This window comes from Sphingomonas bisphenolicum, assembly GCF_024349785.1.
GTDB lineage: Bacteria > Pseudomonadota > Alphaproteobacteria > Sphingomonadales > Sphingomonadaceae > Sphingobium > Sphingobium bisphenolicum.
The window spans coordinates 25,340-40,873 of sequence record NZ_AP018820.1; the positions used below are offsets into that span (position 1 = coordinate 25,340).

At 64.3% G+C, this 15,534-nt stretch carries 17 protein-coding genes and 2 pseudogenes; 10 read left to right on the top strand and 9 right to left on the bottom strand.

The genetic code is table 11. From position 1 onward, the window contains the following. Positions 1-3: 3 nt before the first annotated feature. Positions 4-633 carry a transcription elongation protein SprT gene (locus SBA_RS23150; protein ID WP_011950391.1) on the bottom strand — a complete coding sequence of 210 codons (630 nt, stop codon included), beginning with the start codon at positions 631-633 and terminating at the stop codon, positions 4-6. 418 nt (positions 634-1,051) lie between these two features. On the opposite strand from SBA_RS23150, the gene SBA_RS23155 reads away from it, so the two are divergent. The 3 genes from SBA_RS23155 to SBA_RS23165 are packed head-to-tail and all read left to right on the top strand — an operon-like array spanning position 1,052 to position 2,216. Next, entirely contained in the window at positions 1,052-1,318 is a 267-nt protein-coding gene (locus tag SBA_RS23155) for a type II toxin-antitoxin system RelB/DinJ family antitoxin (protein WP_011950390.1), read from the top strand. Further along, complete coding sequence (locus tag SBA_RS23160; protein WP_004212931.1) at positions 1,305-1,586, top strand: type II toxin-antitoxin system YafQ family toxin; 282 nt, start codon at positions 1,305-1,307, stop codon at positions 1,584-1,586. Before SBA_RS23155 ends, SBA_RS23160 begins: the two co-directional genes overlap by 14 nt. Positions 1,587-1,595: 9 nt before the next feature. Continuing rightward, entirely contained in the window at positions 1,596-2,216 is a 621-nt protein-coding gene (locus SBA_RS23165; RefSeq protein ID WP_019086510.1) for a histidine phosphatase family protein, read from the top strand. On the opposite strand, the gene SBA_RS23170 is transcribed toward SBA_RS23165, so the two are convergent. From SBA_RS23170 to SBA_RS23180, 3 genes are read right to left on the bottom strand one after another with little or no spacing between them, the layout of a single operon-like run. Next, positions 2,213-3,175, bottom strand: coding sequence for a tyrosine-type recombinase/integrase (locus tag SBA_RS23170; RefSeq protein WP_041380120.1), 963 nt, complete (start codon positions 3,173-3,175; stop codon positions 2,213-2,215). The genes SBA_RS23165 and SBA_RS23170 overlap by 4 nt on opposite strands. Continuing rightward, positions 3,172-3,567, bottom strand: coding sequence for a CopG family transcriptional regulator (locus SBA_RS23175; protein ID WP_041380118.1), 396 nt, complete (start codon positions 3,565-3,567; stop codon positions 3,172-3,174). The genes SBA_RS23170 and SBA_RS23175 overlap by 4 nt, the downstream gene beginning before the upstream one ends. Positions 3,568-3,604: 37 nt before the next feature. Further along, entirely contained in the window at positions 3,605-3,976 is a 372-nt protein-coding gene (locus SBA_RS23180) for a DUF7673 family protein (protein ID WP_225900037.1), read from the bottom strand. Between the two features lie 246 nt (positions 3,977-4,222). Here SBA_RS23180 and SBA_RS23185 point away from each other — a divergent pair, with 246 nt between their 5' ends. Then, positions 4,223-4,591, top strand: a complete 369-nt coding sequence (locus tag SBA_RS23185) for a hypothetical protein (protein WP_158305177.1) — start codon at positions 4,223-4,225, stop codon at positions 4,589-4,591. Between the two features lie 57 nt (positions 4,592-4,648). Continuing rightward, positions 4,649-5,680: pseudogene (locus tag SBA_RS23190) on the top strand (TolC family protein); the annotation flags it as partial. Positions 5,681-5,710: 30 nt separating this feature from the next. Here SBA_RS23190 and SBA_RS23195 read toward each other — a convergent pair. Beyond that, positions 5,711-6,271 (bottom strand): recombinase family protein, encoded by a 561-nt coding sequence (locus SBA_RS23195; protein ID WP_011950653.1) that lies wholly within the window; start codon positions 6,269-6,271, stop codon positions 5,711-5,713. Between the two features lie 131 nt (positions 6,272-6,402). Here SBA_RS23195 and SBA_RS23200 point away from each other — a divergent pair, with 131 nt between their 5' ends. Next, positions 6,403-9,417, top strand: a complete 3,015-nt coding sequence (locus SBA_RS23200; protein WP_037555775.1) for a Tn3 family transposase — start codon at positions 6,403-6,405, stop codon at positions 9,415-9,417. Between the two features lie 494 nt (positions 9,418-9,911). Next, positions 9,912-10,472, top strand: coding sequence for a recombinase family protein (locus tag SBA_RS23205; protein ID WP_017501690.1), 561 nt, complete (start codon positions 9,912-9,914; stop codon positions 10,470-10,472). Positions 10,473-10,505: 33 nt separating this feature from the next. On the opposite strand, the gene SBA_RS23210 is transcribed toward SBA_RS23205, so the two are convergent. The 3 genes from SBA_RS23210 to SBA_RS23220 are packed head-to-tail and all read right to left on the bottom strand — an operon-like array spanning position 10,506 to position 11,699. Then, a complete protein-coding gene (locus SBA_RS23210; RefSeq protein ID WP_017501689.1) occupies positions 10,506-11,126 on the bottom strand; it encodes a histidine phosphatase family protein in 621 nt (206 codons plus the stop codon). A 2-nt stretch (positions 11,127-11,128) separates the two neighbouring features. Further along, a complete protein-coding gene (locus tag SBA_RS23215; protein WP_026109291.1) occupies positions 11,129-11,449 on the bottom strand; it encodes a type II toxin-antitoxin system YafQ family toxin in 321 nt (106 codons plus the stop codon). After that, positions 11,418-11,699 (bottom strand): type II toxin-antitoxin system RelB/DinJ family antitoxin, encoded by a 282-nt coding sequence (locus tag SBA_RS23220; RefSeq protein ID WP_017501687.1) that lies wholly within the window; start codon positions 11,697-11,699, stop codon positions 11,418-11,420. Before SBA_RS23220 ends, SBA_RS23215 begins: the two co-directional genes overlap by 32 nt. Positions 11,700-12,114: 415 nt before the next feature. Between SBA_RS23220 and SBA_RS23225 the strand changes: the two are divergent. From SBA_RS23225 to SBA_RS23235, 3 genes and pseudogenes are all read left to right on the top strand, one after another. Next, positions 12,115-12,746: pseudogene (locus SBA_RS23225) on the top strand (transcription elongation protein SprT). Positions 12,747-12,867: 121 nt separating this feature from the next. After that, a complete protein-coding gene (locus SBA_RS23230) occupies positions 12,868-13,503 on the top strand; it encodes a nucleotide-binding protein (RefSeq protein WP_017501684.1) in 636 nt (211 codons plus the stop codon). Further along, entirely contained in the window at positions 13,503-13,787 is a 285-nt protein-coding gene (locus tag SBA_RS23235) for a ribbon-helix-helix domain-containing protein (protein ID WP_017501683.1), read from the top strand. Before SBA_RS23230 ends, SBA_RS23235 begins: the two co-directional genes overlap by 1 nt. Before the next feature lie 44 nt (positions 13,788-13,831). Here SBA_RS23235 and SBA_RS23240 read toward each other — a convergent pair whose 3' ends face one another. Beyond that, entirely contained in the window at positions 13,832-14,935 is a 1,104-nt protein-coding gene (locus SBA_RS23240) for a replication initiator protein A (RefSeq protein WP_004213366.1), read from the bottom strand. Positions 14,936-15,534 lie beyond the last annotated feature (599 nt).

The window sequence follows — 15,534 nt, forward strand, 5'->3', positions numbered from 1 at the left end:
CGCTTAACCACCCTCGTCATCGTCGGCGTCCAGCGGCTCATGCTGCATGATCCCGTGCCCTTCAATCGGGCAAAGCGGCGCTCCGGCCAATTCCAGCCACTTGCGCGCGGTCCTCACAGTATAGCCGCACGTCGCGCACTCGCATTTCAGCATCCGGGTTTTCTGCTTCTTGGGCGCGGTCGACTCCCCGCCGGTGTCGAGATGGGCATGGGGGAGGGAGCCAGCGGCCTCAAGGATCGGTGCGATGGCCGCAAGTAAGGCGTCGCCGGGAGTGGTGGCGCGCATCGGCCCGACAAGGCCCAGCCCAAGCGCGACCCGTTTAAACGCCTTCCCATGCCCTGCCGGGATGCCGACAGCGGCATGGACCAGCTCGTGGGCGAGGATGGCGGCGATCTGCGCGGGCATGGCGTCAGGCGCATGCGCTAGGTCCGGGCGGATGAAGATTTCAAAATGCCCGTCCGCGCTGAGCCGGTTGTCCCAGCACTCACCGATCGCCTTGCCCTTCGCGCCTCTACTGGTGAAGCCGATCGCCACGCGCACGCGGTCGGGCAGGGGGGCGTCCAGCGCCTCGAACAGCGGAGCCATGCCCTGCGCCACGGCATTGAGCCAGCTTTCGCGGGTTTCGTGGGTCATCGTCTTTACTCCCTTCAAATCGCCTGTCCGGCGATGGCCATGCCATCGGCCGGAACACGGACGCCCAAGAACGCCGGCGGGAGAGGGGGGCAGCGGGAATCGACGGGGTGGAGCGGCCGCAGCGTAGCGAGGCACGGCCCGTCTATCCCGTTGCGGGGGAGAGGCGGCCGGGACCGCCTTTCCCCCTTCAAACAGGATCGGCGCCGGCGCACGCCGGCATTGCTGCGCGAGATCCGCGCAGCGATCTCGCTTCCGCCATGTGGATCGTCACCTTGGGCCAAGACCGCTTGCGGGCTTGGGGAGCGTGAGCGACTAGAGCCACGATGCCGCGTCAGCGGCAGGCGCATAATCACCGCACCCATTGCCAAAATCAGATTTTGTGACTACGTTGGGACTACGTTTTCAGAAGGAAATCCCAATGGCTGTTTCCGACACCTATGTCCGCGCCAGGATCGACAATACGACGAAGGAACGCGCCACCGCCGCGCTGGGCGCGATGGGCCTTTCGATCTCCGACGCTATCCGACTGTTGATGCTGCGTATCGCCGACGAACGGCGCTTGCCTTTCGAGGTCAAGGTTCCGAACGCCGCGACACGCGAGGCAATGGCAGAGCTGGCGGCGGGGAAGGGGACCAAGTTCGCCAGCGTCGATGCGCTGATGGCGGACCTCCGTGCGGACGATTGATCGTTCGACCCGGTTCAAGCGCGACTACAAGCGGGAATCAAAGGGCCGGCATCGAGCGACCCTCGATGCCGATCTTCTGCCTGTCCTGGCCGCGCTCGCGACCGACACGCCGCTTGATCCCAAATACCGCGACCATGATCTGAGCGGCGATTGGGCGGGCTACCGCGATTGCCACGTCAAGCCCGATCTGGTGCTGATCTACGCCAAGCCCGACGACGAAACGCTGCGCCTCGCGCGCCTTGGCTCGCATAGCGAGGTATTCGGATAGATGACGCACATGCGGGCGATCTTCATCCGCCACGGCGAATCCACCGGCAACGCCGGCGTGCCGTGCCATGATCTCGCGGCGATCGAGCTGACGGAGCGCGGCCACGAACAAGCGCGCCAGGTCGCGGCGAGCTGGACGCAAGCGCCCGCGCTCATCGTCACGTCGCCCTATACCCGCACCCGGCAGACGGCCGCGCCGACGATAGCGCGCTTTCCTGGCGTGCCGGTCGAAGTGTGGCCGATCGAAGAATTTACCTATCTGCAACCGGCGCGCTGGAACGGCACGCGCAGCGCCGAACGGATGCCGCACCTCGAACGCTATTGGAGCGCGGCCGATCCGGACTATTGCGACGGGGAAGGGGCGGAGAGTTTCCGCGCCTTGCTCGGGCGCTGCGAGGCGGCGCTGGCCCGCCTCGCGGCCATGCCGCCCGCTTCGCTCGTCTATGTGTTCGGACATGGGCAGTTCATCCAGGCCGCGCGCGCGATCGTCGCCGACGCCGATCTGGACGAGCGCGCCAAGATGCGCGCCTTCTGGCGCAAGGGCGAGCCGCCCGCGATCAGCAACGCGCAGCGGCTAGGGTTTCATTGGGATGGCGACCGCTGGGCGTGTGCGCCGGCGATCGCCGCCTAGATCAACACCCGCTCCACCTCGTCCAGCGTCACGTCATCGGGTCTCCGGTCGTAAAGCTGGGTGGTGCGCGTCGAGCTGTGGTTTGCCATCGTCGCGGCCGTCTCCAACGTGCCGCCGTTTTTCAGATAGGTGGTGATCCCGGTCGCGCGGAACGAATGGTTGCCGATCGCCGTCCCGATCTCGGCCGCGCCCGCGCGCCGGCGCACCATCGCGAACGCATTGGCTTGGGGCAGGGGGGTATCGCTGAGGCGCTTAGTGCCGCGCGCGATCGTGCGGAACAGCGGCCCTTTGCGGTCTTCGCGCAACTCGCACCCGTCGAGATATTCAGCGAGATAATGCTCAAGGTTGTGGTGGCAGGGCATTTCATGGCGCTTGCCGCCCTTCTCGTGCAGGCGCACCCAAAGCCTGCGATTCTGCACGAACACGTCCTCCACCCGCATCGCGAGCGCCGCGCCGATCCGTGCGAATGAATAGACCATCAATCCAATCAGGGCGCGGTCGCGCAGGCCCGCCGGCGTCGTCACGTCGATGGTATCGAGCAGCCGCCGCGCCTCGTCGGGGGCGAGCACCGGCGTCTTGCCGCGCCGCTGGCTATGCGCCGGCCCGCGCACCGATCCGGCAGGATTCACCGGCACGATATGGCCCGTTACCAGCCAGTCGAACAGGTGGCGCACGCCGGCGAGCTGCTGCTTGACGCTGGGCGCGGCCAGCTCGCGCCCCAGCGCCTCGACCCAGGCCGCGACGTGGAGCGGTTGCACGCCAGCGAGAGAGGCAACGCCGCGCGCCTCGCACCAGGCCAGGAAGTCGCCCGCCGCGCGCGCATAGGCACGGCGCGTATGCGGATTGCGGATGGTGACGGCGAAGAACTCAAGGAAGCGCAGCCGCGTGGCGTCGTCGGCCGCCGCGATCAAGGCCGGCAACGCCAGCGCGGGCGAGGGTAGGAGGGCGAGCTGGTTCATCGTGCGATCTTCTGCCAGCGGGCCGGCTCGCGGCGGGGCTTCGCCAGCTCCCGGCGCAATTCGTCAAACACCTCATCGGCGGGACGAACGCGGCCCGCCTTCACGTCCTCAAGCCCGCGTCCAACCGACTCGTCCAATATCCGGCGCAACAGCTCGTCGCGCAAATCGCGGTGCGGCTCCATCTCGATGAAGTTCTGGACGATCGCGAACACCGCCTCGGACGGATCAACGAAATGGCCCCGCTCGACCTGCGCCAACAGCCAATCGGCCATGTCGCCGGGTAGATACACCTCGAAACGCAGCCCGCCCCCGCGCGCCTGCTCGCGCAGCGCCTTGGCCTGGTCGCGCTCGGCGCAGTTGTCGGCAAAAGCCTCGTCGTCATTTTCGATCATGCCGGCATCCCTTTTTACGGTGGATCTTCGGAGACGTTTAAACGCTCTCGGCGGGGTCGCCGCGATAGCGCACCCAAAGGTCGTGCATCGCGTCGCGGTAACCCCAGGCATCGGCATAGGTGGTCGACTCCTGCGCCAGATAGGCCATGACCGTCAGCATATCCTCGGCAATGACGGCATCGACGTTGCAAAGATGCAGGATCGGGAAATGCCCGCACTCGTCGCCATTCCACCAGGCCAACAGAAAATCCGCGACCTTGGCCGACGCGCCGGTCTCGGCCGCGCGCGTGGGCGGCAGCGCGATCGGCAGCAAGCGGCCGATCGCCGCGCCGGCCTCATCGAAGCTTACGGTCCGGATGACAGGGCGGCGCTGCGGCGGTGTCGAGGCCGTCTCGGGCATGGCGATCATGGTCCCCTGAATGTGTGATAATGTCCTTTATCATACATAGAATGTGGCGTGAATCCCGCGCGGCACGATTGCGGTTTCGCCTCTGGCGCTGAGCCGCCATGAAAGCTCCATGATGACATTCAGATTTCGACGGGGATGGGGATGGCTGCTGCTGGCTGCGCTGACGCTCTCCACCATCAGCGACGAAATCACGGAGGCCATCCCGGCGTGGCGCGAGGCGCGATCGGTTCCTCCGGAAGTTCTACGATGACTTTGCGCGCCATTTCACTTAAACGAATCTCAATGCTGCGTAAGTTGTGGTCCCTTTTGCTTGTCATGATCGCGTCATCCCTGGTGGTGACGGGAACCGTGCACGCGCAGGAGAGACCGGGCGCTATCACGATCGAGTGCAGCGGCGCCGTGCATAGCGAAGGCGATGCCGATCAGTCGCAGGGCGATTCTGATAAGGCCGTTCCGCACCACCACGGCACATGCCATGGGCCGTCGCTGAACCTTCCCGCAACCGATGAGCTGGCGGCGATGGCCCGTGCCGGCGGTATGCGCCCATTTGCCGGTTCCGACGCGGCCATCGCATCGCGCTTGGTCGATCCTGGGCTGAGGCCGCCCACCGCCTGACATCTTCCGCTGGCCGGCATCAGCCGGCTCGACGCAATTTGTCAGGATCACCAGATAATGAAAAAGTTGATCGCGGCCGTATTGGCTGCGGCGTCCTGCGCATCGATCGCGCAGGCGCAAGCACAGGCGCAACAAGCGCCGGTCCCGGCTGCGCCAACATCGGCACAGCCCATGCCGGCTTTCACGCTCGATCAGGCCGTGTTGGCGGCAGGTGGGTCGGCACCGGCCAACGCGGCGGCAGCAGCGGGCATCGAAGCCGCACAGGCTGGACGCTCCGTCGCGGGCCTCCGCCCCAATCCGACCTTTCAGGGTCAGGTCGAGAATGTCGTGGGTTCCGGGCCTTATCGGGGGCTGCGGAGCGCTGAAACGACGGTCGGGGTTGCGATCCCGATCGAGCTGGGCGGCAAGCGAAGCGCGCGTGTCGCCGTCGCCGGCGCGCAGCTATCTCGGGCGCAGCTCCAAGCCGCGATCGCAGAGGCCGATATCCGCGTGCAGGTGACGCAGCTCTATGTCGAGGCGGTCGCGGCCGAACGCCGCTTGGCGACGGCACGCGACCAAGCCCGGATCGCGGCGGAAGTCCTGCGCGGCGCCGGGGTCCGCGTTCAGGCGGGCCGGGCATCGCCGCTCGAACAGCAGCGCGCCGACGTGGCGCGGATCAACGCGGATGCCAACGTCGAGCGGCTGACGCGGCTTGCGGAGGCGGCCAGGACCAATCTCGCGCGCCGGATCGGTCGTCCGATAGATGGCGCGCTGGACGTAACACTGCTCGATCGCCTCCCTGCCGCGACCTTCGGGCCGGTCGCCCCGCCAAGTGCGCAAGGCACGCTGGCGCTGGCGGCGGCCGATGCCGATCTGGCCATCGCCGACGCCGGCATCCGGCTTGCTCGGGCCAATCGGGTGCCCGACATCAACGTCGGACCGGCGCTGCGGCGACTGGAAGCGACCAACGACACCGCCGCGGTGTTCGCGATCTCGATCCCGATCCCGGTGTTCAACAATGGCCGGGCCGCCATCGCGCAGGCGACCGCTGAGCGGACGCGGGCGGACGCGGTGCGGCGCGTAACCGCGCTCGATGTCGAGCAGGCTATGGGTCGTGCGGCTGAGCGGAACAGGAAAGTGTCATAAGGCACTGTTTGGCTCGATACAGCGATAGATGGTGGCCGGGTGAACGTTGAAGGTCCTTGCGACGGCGCTAATGGACTTACCCTCGAGAACGAGTTGGCGAGCGAGCTCCGCCTGATCTGGGCGCATTTTCTTTGGGCGTCCGAAGCTCACACCGCGCGCCATCGCCGCCTTTCGCCCCTCCTCGGTTCGGCTCAATATGAGAGTCCGCTCGAACTGGGCGATCCCAGCGAATACGGTCATGATCATCACGCCAGACGGGGACGTGGTATCGGCCCAAGGTTCATCAAGCGATTGTAATCCTGCCTGCTTTTCCTTGATGCGTTCCGCGATGTGCAGGAGTTCGATGGTGGATCGCGCCAAACGATCGAGGCGGGCGACGACGAGAACATCGTCTTTGCGCAGGTGACCCATCAGCTTTTCAAGCTCGGGCCGGCCACGAGCGGCCCCCGATATTTTCTCTTCGAACATCATTTCACAGCCCGCCTCCGAGAGCCGACCGCGCTGGATTTCCAAGTTCTGATCCTCGGTGGAAACGCGCGCGTAGCCGAGCTTCATGCGACTGCTCCAGATATTGTGCGAAAGTTACTGCAAAACAATTTTGTTTCGCACATATGTTTTGCGAAGAAATTCGCCTTGTTTATCGGCATGGGCCGTCCCCTTCGCAAAAGTTGAAAGTTTCGCACGGTATGCCCACCCGTCACCTCACTGACGCCCAGCGTCAGGGCTTTGCCCGCTTTGATGGCGAACCGTCGGCCGATCAACTCGCGCGATATTTCCATCTGGACCAAACTGATCGCGACCTCATTGGAACTCTGCGCGGCGACCACAATCGGCTCGGCTTTGCCGTGATGCTGACGAGCGCCCGGTTTCTGGGCGCATTTCCAGTCTCGCCCGCCGAGATCCCAGCGTCGGTCCTGGCGGCCGTGATCGAACAACTCGCTCTTGAACCCGGCACGGACGTGGACGCCTATTTTGCGGGAAGCCGACGCATCCGGCACCTCGCGCTCATCCGGACGCACTGCGGCTTCACGGACTTTGGCGACAACGCGGTGGCACGTTTCCGGCTGACCCGATGGCTCTACGCCCTTTGCTGGAGCGGCGACGATCGGCCCGGCCCCCTGATTGATCGAGCTGCGGCCTGGCTGATCGCCAACAAGGTGCTGCTGCCGGGCGTCACGGTCGTCGAGCGCCTGGTTGGCAGGATCCGCGATCGTGCGCGGACCAGGCTTTGGCGCCATCTGGTCGCCAGCTTGAGCGATGACCAGCGCGTGCGCATCGCCGCGCTGTTTGACGATGGCGACACATCCACGTTCGCCGCCCTGGACGCGCTCCGGACCGTTCCCTCCAAGCGCATGCCGACCGAACTCTTCCGACACCTTGATCGGCTCGATGCGGTCCGGGCGTTCAATCTGCGGCCGGCGCCACCGCGGGGCGTTCCCGCCACAACCCTTGAGCGGCTCGCGCGGGTAGCGCGCGTCGGCAAGCCCTCGGCCATCGCCGCCCTTCAGGAGCCTCGTCGAACCGCGACCGTAGCCGCGCTCTTCCATACGCTCGAAGCGGCGGCCCAGGACGACGCCGCCGAGCTGGCCGAGGCTCTGCTCGCCGACTTGGTGAAAGGGGCTGAAGCCGCCGACAAACAGGCCCGCCTGCGCAGTCTGCGCGATCTCGATGGCGCCGCGATGCTGCTCCACGCAATGGGTCTGTTGGTTTTGACCGACGACGCCCTGCCCCTCAATGAATGGCGAGATGTGCTCTTCGAGCGGTTGCCCCGTCCCGACATCGAGGCCGCCATGTCCAAGGTGGAGGCGATCGCCAAGCCCGCGGAGACCAAGCCCTATGATCAACTGCGAACAAAATGGCGGAGCGCCCGGCGATTGTTCTTTGAAATCGCTACCCGCATCGAGACCGACGCTGCCCCAGGTGGCAAAAACGTCAAGGCCGCGATCAGCTACCTCAAGGGCGTGGACGACTGGTCCTCTCTCGTCAAGATGCGCGGCGCACCGATCGCTGCGGTCTCGAAGGCGTGGAGGCAACATGTCCTGGATGACGATGGCAGGATGCGCGACCCGAAGGCCTATGTCTTCGCGATCATCGATGCGTGGCGTCTGGCGATCAAGCGTCGCGATGTGTTCGCCAAGCCCGGCATCCGATACGGGGATCCCCGGCGCGGGATGCTCGAGGGCGAGTCCTGGCACAATTCCAGGTTGATGGTAGCACGCGCCCTGGGCCGATCTCTGGAAGCCGACATTGAGATTGACGGTCTCTCCCGCCTTCTCGACGAGGCATATCGACATGTCGTTGCGCGCGCCGGCGACAATCCGGACCTGCGTTTTGAGACGGTCGCCGACAAGATGGGGATTGTGGTCACGCCCCTCGACAAGCTTGATGAACCCGAGAGCCTTCGAGCACTTCGCGCCGCCGTCCAAACGCGCATGCCGAAGGCCGGAATGCCCGACATCTTTCTTGAAGTCATGGCGCGAACCGGATTTGCCAAGTCCTTTACGCATCTGAGCGAGCGTCAGGCCACCGTCGAGCACTTCGAGATAAGCCTGTGCGCGACCCTGGTCGGCGGCGCCTGCAACATCGGTCTTGAGCCGATCGTGCGCCCGGAATTTGCGGCTCTGCGTCGCGACCGTCTTTCTTGGGTCGGTCAGAATTTCATTCGGCCCGAGACCATCGCCGCGGCCAACGCCGCGATCGTTTCCGCTCACAGTCGTCTGGATATCGTCCAACATTGGGGCGCAGGCGAGGTGGCCAGCGCCGACGGCATGCGTTTTGTCGCTCCGTCGAGCGCCATACACGCCGGGCCCAACCCCAAATATTACGGCCAGGAGCGCGGCGTCACTTGGTACAACATGATTTCCAATCAGTTCAGCGGTCTGACCGGAGCGGTCATCCCCGGCACGTTGCGCGACAGCCTGGTCGTCCTGGCTCTCCTGCTGGAGCAGGAAACCGAGCTCGATCCTCTGGAGATCATGACCGACACCGCCGCCTATTCCGACGCCATTTTCGGTCTGTTCTGGCTCTTGGGCTACCGGTTCAGCCCCCGTCTGGCGGACATCGGCGACGCCAAACTCTGGCGTATCGACCGCCAGGCGAGCTATGGGCCGTTCGATCAGACCGCCTGGGGCAGGGTTAAAATCAATCTGATCCGGGAAAACTGGTCCGACCTTATCCGCTTGGCCGGATCGCTCAAGCTCGGCCACCTCAAGGCCGCAGGCGTCATGCGAATGCTGCAGGTCAAAGACCGCCCAACAACGCTGGCCAAGGCCCTGTCTGAACTCGGCCGCATCATCAAGACGCTGCATATCCTGCGATACATCGATGACCGGCCGTTCCGGCGACGAATATTGTTTCAGCTCAACCGGCAGGAATTGCGCCACAAGCTCGGTCGGCGCGTCCATCACGGCGATCGGGGCGAAATCAGAAGCCCTCTGCGTCAGGGCCAAGAGGAGCAGCTTGGGGTCCTCGGTCTGGCCCTCAACTCCATCGTCCACTGGAACGCTGTCTACATGCAGGAAACCGTGCGCCAACTCAGCGAGGCCGGGACGCCGCCGCTGCCCGCCGATATCGCTCGGCTCTCGCCGATATCTTGGCGTCACATCAATTTCCTCGGCCGCTACGACTTCTCCGTGCCTGACGCCGTCGCAAACGGCGGCCTCAGACCGCTACGCCAACCTAATTCCGAATGGGACTTTTGAAAGGAAATAATGCCCCTTACGACACTTTCCTGTTCCGCTCAGCCGCACGACCCGCAGACAAGGCGCGCCTCACGGCGGAATACAAGCGGCGGTTTCTGGCTGAAGGGAAAACCAAGGCCGATGCCTGGGCCGGTGAGCAGGGAAGGCGCCATCGCGAAATCATGGAAAGGCAAGGTATCTGTCCCCCACGCGAACCGGCGAATAGCCAAGCCAATTCAGCGCCCCCGCCTCGAGAACAACCGACGAGCAAAAACCGTAAAAAGGGCAAGTGTACCCGTACCGTCTGGCAAACTCGTCATATAGCGAGCGCAGGTGGAGGCCCAATGAATACGATTAGGGTGCCTGTCTGCGTGAACTAAGCGAGCGACAGCAATGCTGGTGTGTTCGGTTATCCCGCCAAAGGGCACACAGGAAAAGCTCTGGTGCGAAGTCAAAAGTTTCGCATCAAACCAAAAGCCGCGCTTTTCCGTGCCCTTCCCTGATGCAAAAATCTGATGCAGAATCGCGCCATGATTTACGGCTATGCGCGCGTCTCCACCAACGGCCAAGATTTGGCCCAGCAGCTCGCCCAGCTTGAGGCGGCGGGCTGCGCGAAGATCTACCGCGAGAAGATCAGCGGCGCGTCGGCCGAGCGGCCCCAGCTCAAGCGCGCGATCGGCGCGCTCGATCCCGGCGACGTGCTGATGGTGACGGCGACCGATCGCCTCGCCCGCAACACGCGCGACCTCTTGAACATCCTCCATGCGGTAAAGGAGGCCGGGGCCGGCTTCCGCTCGATCGCCGAACCGATGGTGGACACGACCTCGCAGCTCGCCGAAGTTGTGATTGCCGTTCTAGGCGTCGCGGCCAGCTACGAGCGCCAGCGGATCGCCGAGCGCACCAGCGCTGGCCGCGCCCAGGCCAAGGCGCGCGGGGTCAAGTTCGGCCGCAAGAGCGCCCTCACCCCGCACCAGCAGGCCGAGGCGCGGCGCAAGCTCGACGCAGGCGACACCCAGCGATCGGTCGCGGCGCTGTTCAACGTCAGCCAAGCGACGATTTCGCGGCTACAGGGGTGATGAGCGACGCCCCCCGCCCTCTCTGGCGTTGATTTAGGCGGCGATCGCCGGCGCACATTCCCAGCGCCTGCCATGCCAGCGGAATCCTACCCGCTGCGCGTTGCTGATCGCTGGCGGCTCGCCCTTGCGCCAGAAGGCGCGCATCTTTGCCTGATCGTCAAGATGAGCGTCGGCCACGATCGCGCGCGCGGCCTGGATGAACTGCCCATGCCCGAACACATAGACCAGCGAGGCGGGCGGCATGGCGGCGAGCCGCGCCAGCGCGGCCTCGCAGCGCCGGAGCAGGGTGGCGAAGCTCTCCGCCCCTTCCCCGTCGCAATAATCAGGATCGGCCGCGCTCCAATAGCGTTCGAGGTGCGGCATCCGCTCCGCGCTGCGCGTGCCGTTCCAGCGCGCCGGTTGCAGATAGGTGAACTCCTCTATCGGCCACACTTCCACCGGCACGCCGGGAAAGCGCGCGATCGTTGGCGCAGCCGTCTGCTGCGTGCGGGTATAGGGCGACGTGACGATGAGCGCGGGCGCTTCTATCCAGCTCGCCGCGACTTCGCGTGCCTGTTCCTGGCCCAGCTCCGTCAGCTCGATCGCGCCGAGATCGTGGCAGGGCACGCCGGCGTTGCCGGTAGATTCGCCGTGGCGAATGAAGATTACGCGCATGGCTATTCAAACAGTTCCGCATGAGTGCCGGCGCGCACGAAGTTCACCAGATTCCCCTCAATCGTATAGATCAGCAGGAAATCGCCGCCGATATGGCACTCGCGATGATCGCTCCAATCGCCTTTCAGCGGATGATCCAGCCATTCCGGGCCTAACGGCGCGTCGTTGGCGATGAGCATCATCATCGCCTCCTTGAGCTGTTTCATGTTGTAGCGCCCGCTGCGCGACAGCCGCTCCCAATCCTTGACGAACCTTTTTTCGTAGGACGCCTCTCTTGGGAACGCCGCCCGCTTACTGCTGGCGGGCTTCTTGGTCGAGGGCATCGAACATTTCCTGGGCATCGGTGAAACGGGCGCGGCGAGCCTTCATCGTCGCGCGGGACGCCTCGATCGCGGCGCGCGTCTCGGCGTTCGGCACCTTCAGCTCGAACGGCAACGCATGATCCTTGGCGACCCGCGTGAGGGTCATGCGGACCACATCCGAGACGGTCAGCCCCAGCTCGGCCAGCACGGCGGCGGCTTCATCCTTCAATGTTTCGTCGATGCGCGCGCGCACGAAAGCGGTAGCGGCCATTGGAACCTCCTTAGTCAAGCCGATAATGTAGCTCAGTTGAGCAACAATTTCAATCCAGGCTAGGGGGCGGCGCCTGCCGCTGGCGCGGCACCGTGGCCCTACTCGCTTCGTTCCCCAAGCCCGCAAGCGGTCTTGGCCCAAGGTGACGACCCACATGGCGGGGGCGAGATCGCAAGCGGGTCTCGCTTCATGGTGCCGGCGTGCGCCGGCGTCGATCCTGTTTGAAGGGGGAAAGGCGGTCCCGGCCGCCTCTCCCCCGCAACGGGATTAGACGGGGCCGTGCCTCGCTGCGCTGCGGCCGCACCACCCCCATCGAATCCCGCTGCCCCCCTCTCTCGCCGGCGTTCTTGGGCGTCCGTGTTCCGGCCGATGGCATGGCCATCGCCGAACAGGCGATTTGAAGGGAGTAAGGACGATGACCCACGAAACCCGCGAAAGCTGGCTCAATGCGGTGGCGGCGGGCATGGCCCCGCTGTTCGAGGTGCTGGACGCCCCCCTGCCCGACCGCGTGCGCGTGGCGATCGGCTTCACCAGCAGAGGCGCGAAGGCCAAGGCGATTGGCGAGTGCTGGGATAATCGGTTGAGCGCGGACGGGCATTTTGAAATCTTCATCCGCCCGGACCTGGCGCACGCGCCCGACGCGATGCCGGCGCAGATCGCAGCCATCCTCGCGCATGAGCTGGTCCATGCCGCTGTCGGCATCCCGGCAGGGCATGGGAAGACGTTTAACGGGTCGCCCTTGGGCTGGGGCTGGTCGGGCCGATGCGCGCCACCACCCCCGGCGAGGCGTTCCTTGCGGCCATCGCGCCGATCCTGGAGTGCGTTGGCCCCCTCCCCCATGCCCGTCTCGACACGGACGGGGAGTCGACCGCGCCCAAGAAGCAGAAAACCCGGATGCTCAAATGCGAGTGCGCGACGTGCGGCTATACCGTGAGGACCGCGCGCAAATGGCTTGAGCAGGCCGGAGCGCCGCTTTGCCCGATCGAGGATCACGGCCAGATGGAGCATGAGCCGCTGGACGATGACGACGCCGAACCGGAGGAATGATGCGGCGCGCTTTCGTCATTTCAGATTCAGCGCCTCCCTATCGTCATTTCGGGAACGACAGGGCTTCCCCTCCCGGTCTATTGTGTATACAAGTATAGGATTATACGTGTAGGAGTGTAGCATGAAGGTTCTCGCCATTCTCTCACAGAAAGGCGGCGTTGGGAAAACGACGCTCGCGACCTGTCTGGCAGTCGCGGCCGAGCAGGCGGGCAAGGTCGCCGCGATCATCGACCTGGACCCGCAGGCGACGGCCTCGTTCTGGAAGGACGTGCGCCAGCTCGACACGCCCGCCGTGGCGTCGATTCAGCCGGTGCGCCTGCCCGCTATGCTCAAAGCCTGCGAGGACGCCGGCACCGATCTTGTCGTGATCGACGGGGCGGCGGTCGCGCGCGACGTGGCCTATGAGGCAGCGCGTCACGCTGATTTCATCCTGATCCCGACTAAGACGGCCGTGTTCGACACGATGAGCATGACGCACACCCTCGACGTGGTGCGCCAGCTCGACCGCGCCTTTGCCGTGGTCCTTACCTTCGTGCCCCCGCAAGGTCAGGAAACTGGCGATGCGATTCAGGCCGTGGCGGAGCTAGGCGCGACGGTTTGCCCGGTGACGATCGGCAACCGCAAAGCCTTTTTCCGCGCCCAAGCCGCAGGCCGGGCCGTGCAGGAGTTCGAGCCGCATGGGCCAGCGGCCGACGAAATCCGCCGACTATACGAGTATACAAATATACGCCTATACAATCAGGCGGAGGTGGCGTGATGGCGAAGGGCGGAAACAGTCTGCAAGCGGTGCTGAACCGCGCCAAGGCGGACGGAGACGCGGCCCCGGCCCCAGCGTCGGCGATCGAGCCGGTAGACGTGACCCGCAAGGCCCCGCCGAGCGGCCGACAGGGGACCAAGCTGATTGGCGGGCATTTCCCTCCCGAGGTCAGCACGCAGCTTCGCATTATCGCGGCCGAGGAAGGGACGACCGTTCAAAGCCTGCTGGGCGAGGCGCTGGACGACCTGTTTGTGAAGAAGGGAAGGGGGCGCATCGCCGGCTAGTATAGATGTATACAATTATACACCTATACATCTATACACCTATACTAGCGCAAGGGGGCAGTCTTGTGCTTGTTGCGACAGAAGCCGATGAAGGCGGCGCGGGGGCTTTTCAGTTCCGGCCGCCCGCTGTCGATCCACCATGACACCCATTGGTCATAGAGCGCGTAAACGTCATAGCCAGGCGCAACGCTCTTGGCGTCGTGGAAGCCTTCGGGGTCGATATAGGGCCGCTCGGGTTCCGCCTCGATCGCCTCGACCGTATCCAGAGCCTCGCGATTGCGGAACGTGACCGTATCGCCGTTCATTTCCACGGCATAGTCGGGCAGATGATCGTGCGCGACGAGATCGCGCAGCATCGAGCGGAACACGCGCAAATGGCTACTCGCGCCGGTCTTTTTCTGTAGCGTTTCGACCGAGATCGACCATTTTTCCTGCGCGCCGCAATGCTTGCGCGCCAGCTCGTAGATACGCCGTTCGAGCGGCTTGCGGAGGCGGAAATAGTCGCGATGGAGCGTCAGGACGCTGCGCCCCTCAACCATCTTGAACAGCCAGTCGGATAGCGTGACCTTGATTTCCGACATTTGGCCGGAGCGGGTTTGCCGCACGATCCGCCATTCATTGATGAGGCCGAAACCTTCGGTGATTTCCTCGCCATCGGCCTTGATATTCGTGGTGATCCGCGTCCCCGACAGCCGCTCGAACGCGCTCCGCAGCCGGTCATAGCCGTCGCCATCGGTTTGCCGGTTGGTCCACACCAGTAGATCGCGAGCAGTGAGGTGCAAGGTGCGGCTCGGTCGCTCCCCCTGGTTCATCTTCCCGATGAGCTGGGAGATGCAGTAGATCAGAATATCCTTGTCGTGGATCGTCGCCAGCCCTTTGACGCTGGGGACGATTTCGAGCTTGTTGCCGTTATGCTCATAGCGGAACACGCGCCGATCGGGCTTGGTCGCGAGCGAGAAAATCGGATGCTCCATCGAGGCCATGTCATCCTTGGGGATGGCGTCGAGAACATCGCAAATGAACAGATCGGGATCGGGGTAGCGAACAGGCAGCAGGGGAGGGCGTCCCTCCGCGCCGTTCGGGGTTTCATTGACGGCAAGCGGGAGTTCGGGGTTTCGTTGACGGTCAGGCTCGATTCGGGGTTTCATTGACGCGCACCGTAGATTCGGGGTTTCATTGACGCAACGGAAAAGTTCGGGGTTTCATTGACGGGTGATCGCGATTCGGGGTTTCGTTGACGCAGATTCGGGGTTCTGGAGTCACCAGATTCGGGGTTCCGTTGACGCCGAGGGCAAAAAAACGCCCGATTATTCTAATATTTTCAGTTGCTTATGAAACCGCCAAAATCCCGTAACACGACTCTTTAACCCATATATTAACACTAGGCCGACCTGTGGATAACTTTAACCGCAGCGCCCACTCGACGCCGGATCATCGTGGTTTCACCCACCAGCGTCCCGCCAGATCGAACAACTTGTCCTGATTTTCGGGACAGAGGCAGCATGATCCACTCGCGCCGCGCTACCGGCACCGGTCAGAGGGAAGAAAAGCGCCGCCTCTTGGGGGCTTCGCCCCCGCCGGCTCGCGGCCTTCGGCCGCCCCGGATCGCTTTGCGATCCTCCCACCCGGCATCCCCATGATGAGCCGGCTTCGCCGGCACGCTTTTTGCTAGATTGAGGATCGTTTAAACGCCCCGCTTCTATCGACACCACAGCGCCAGCGGCACCGTCGCAATTGGCTTTCCAGG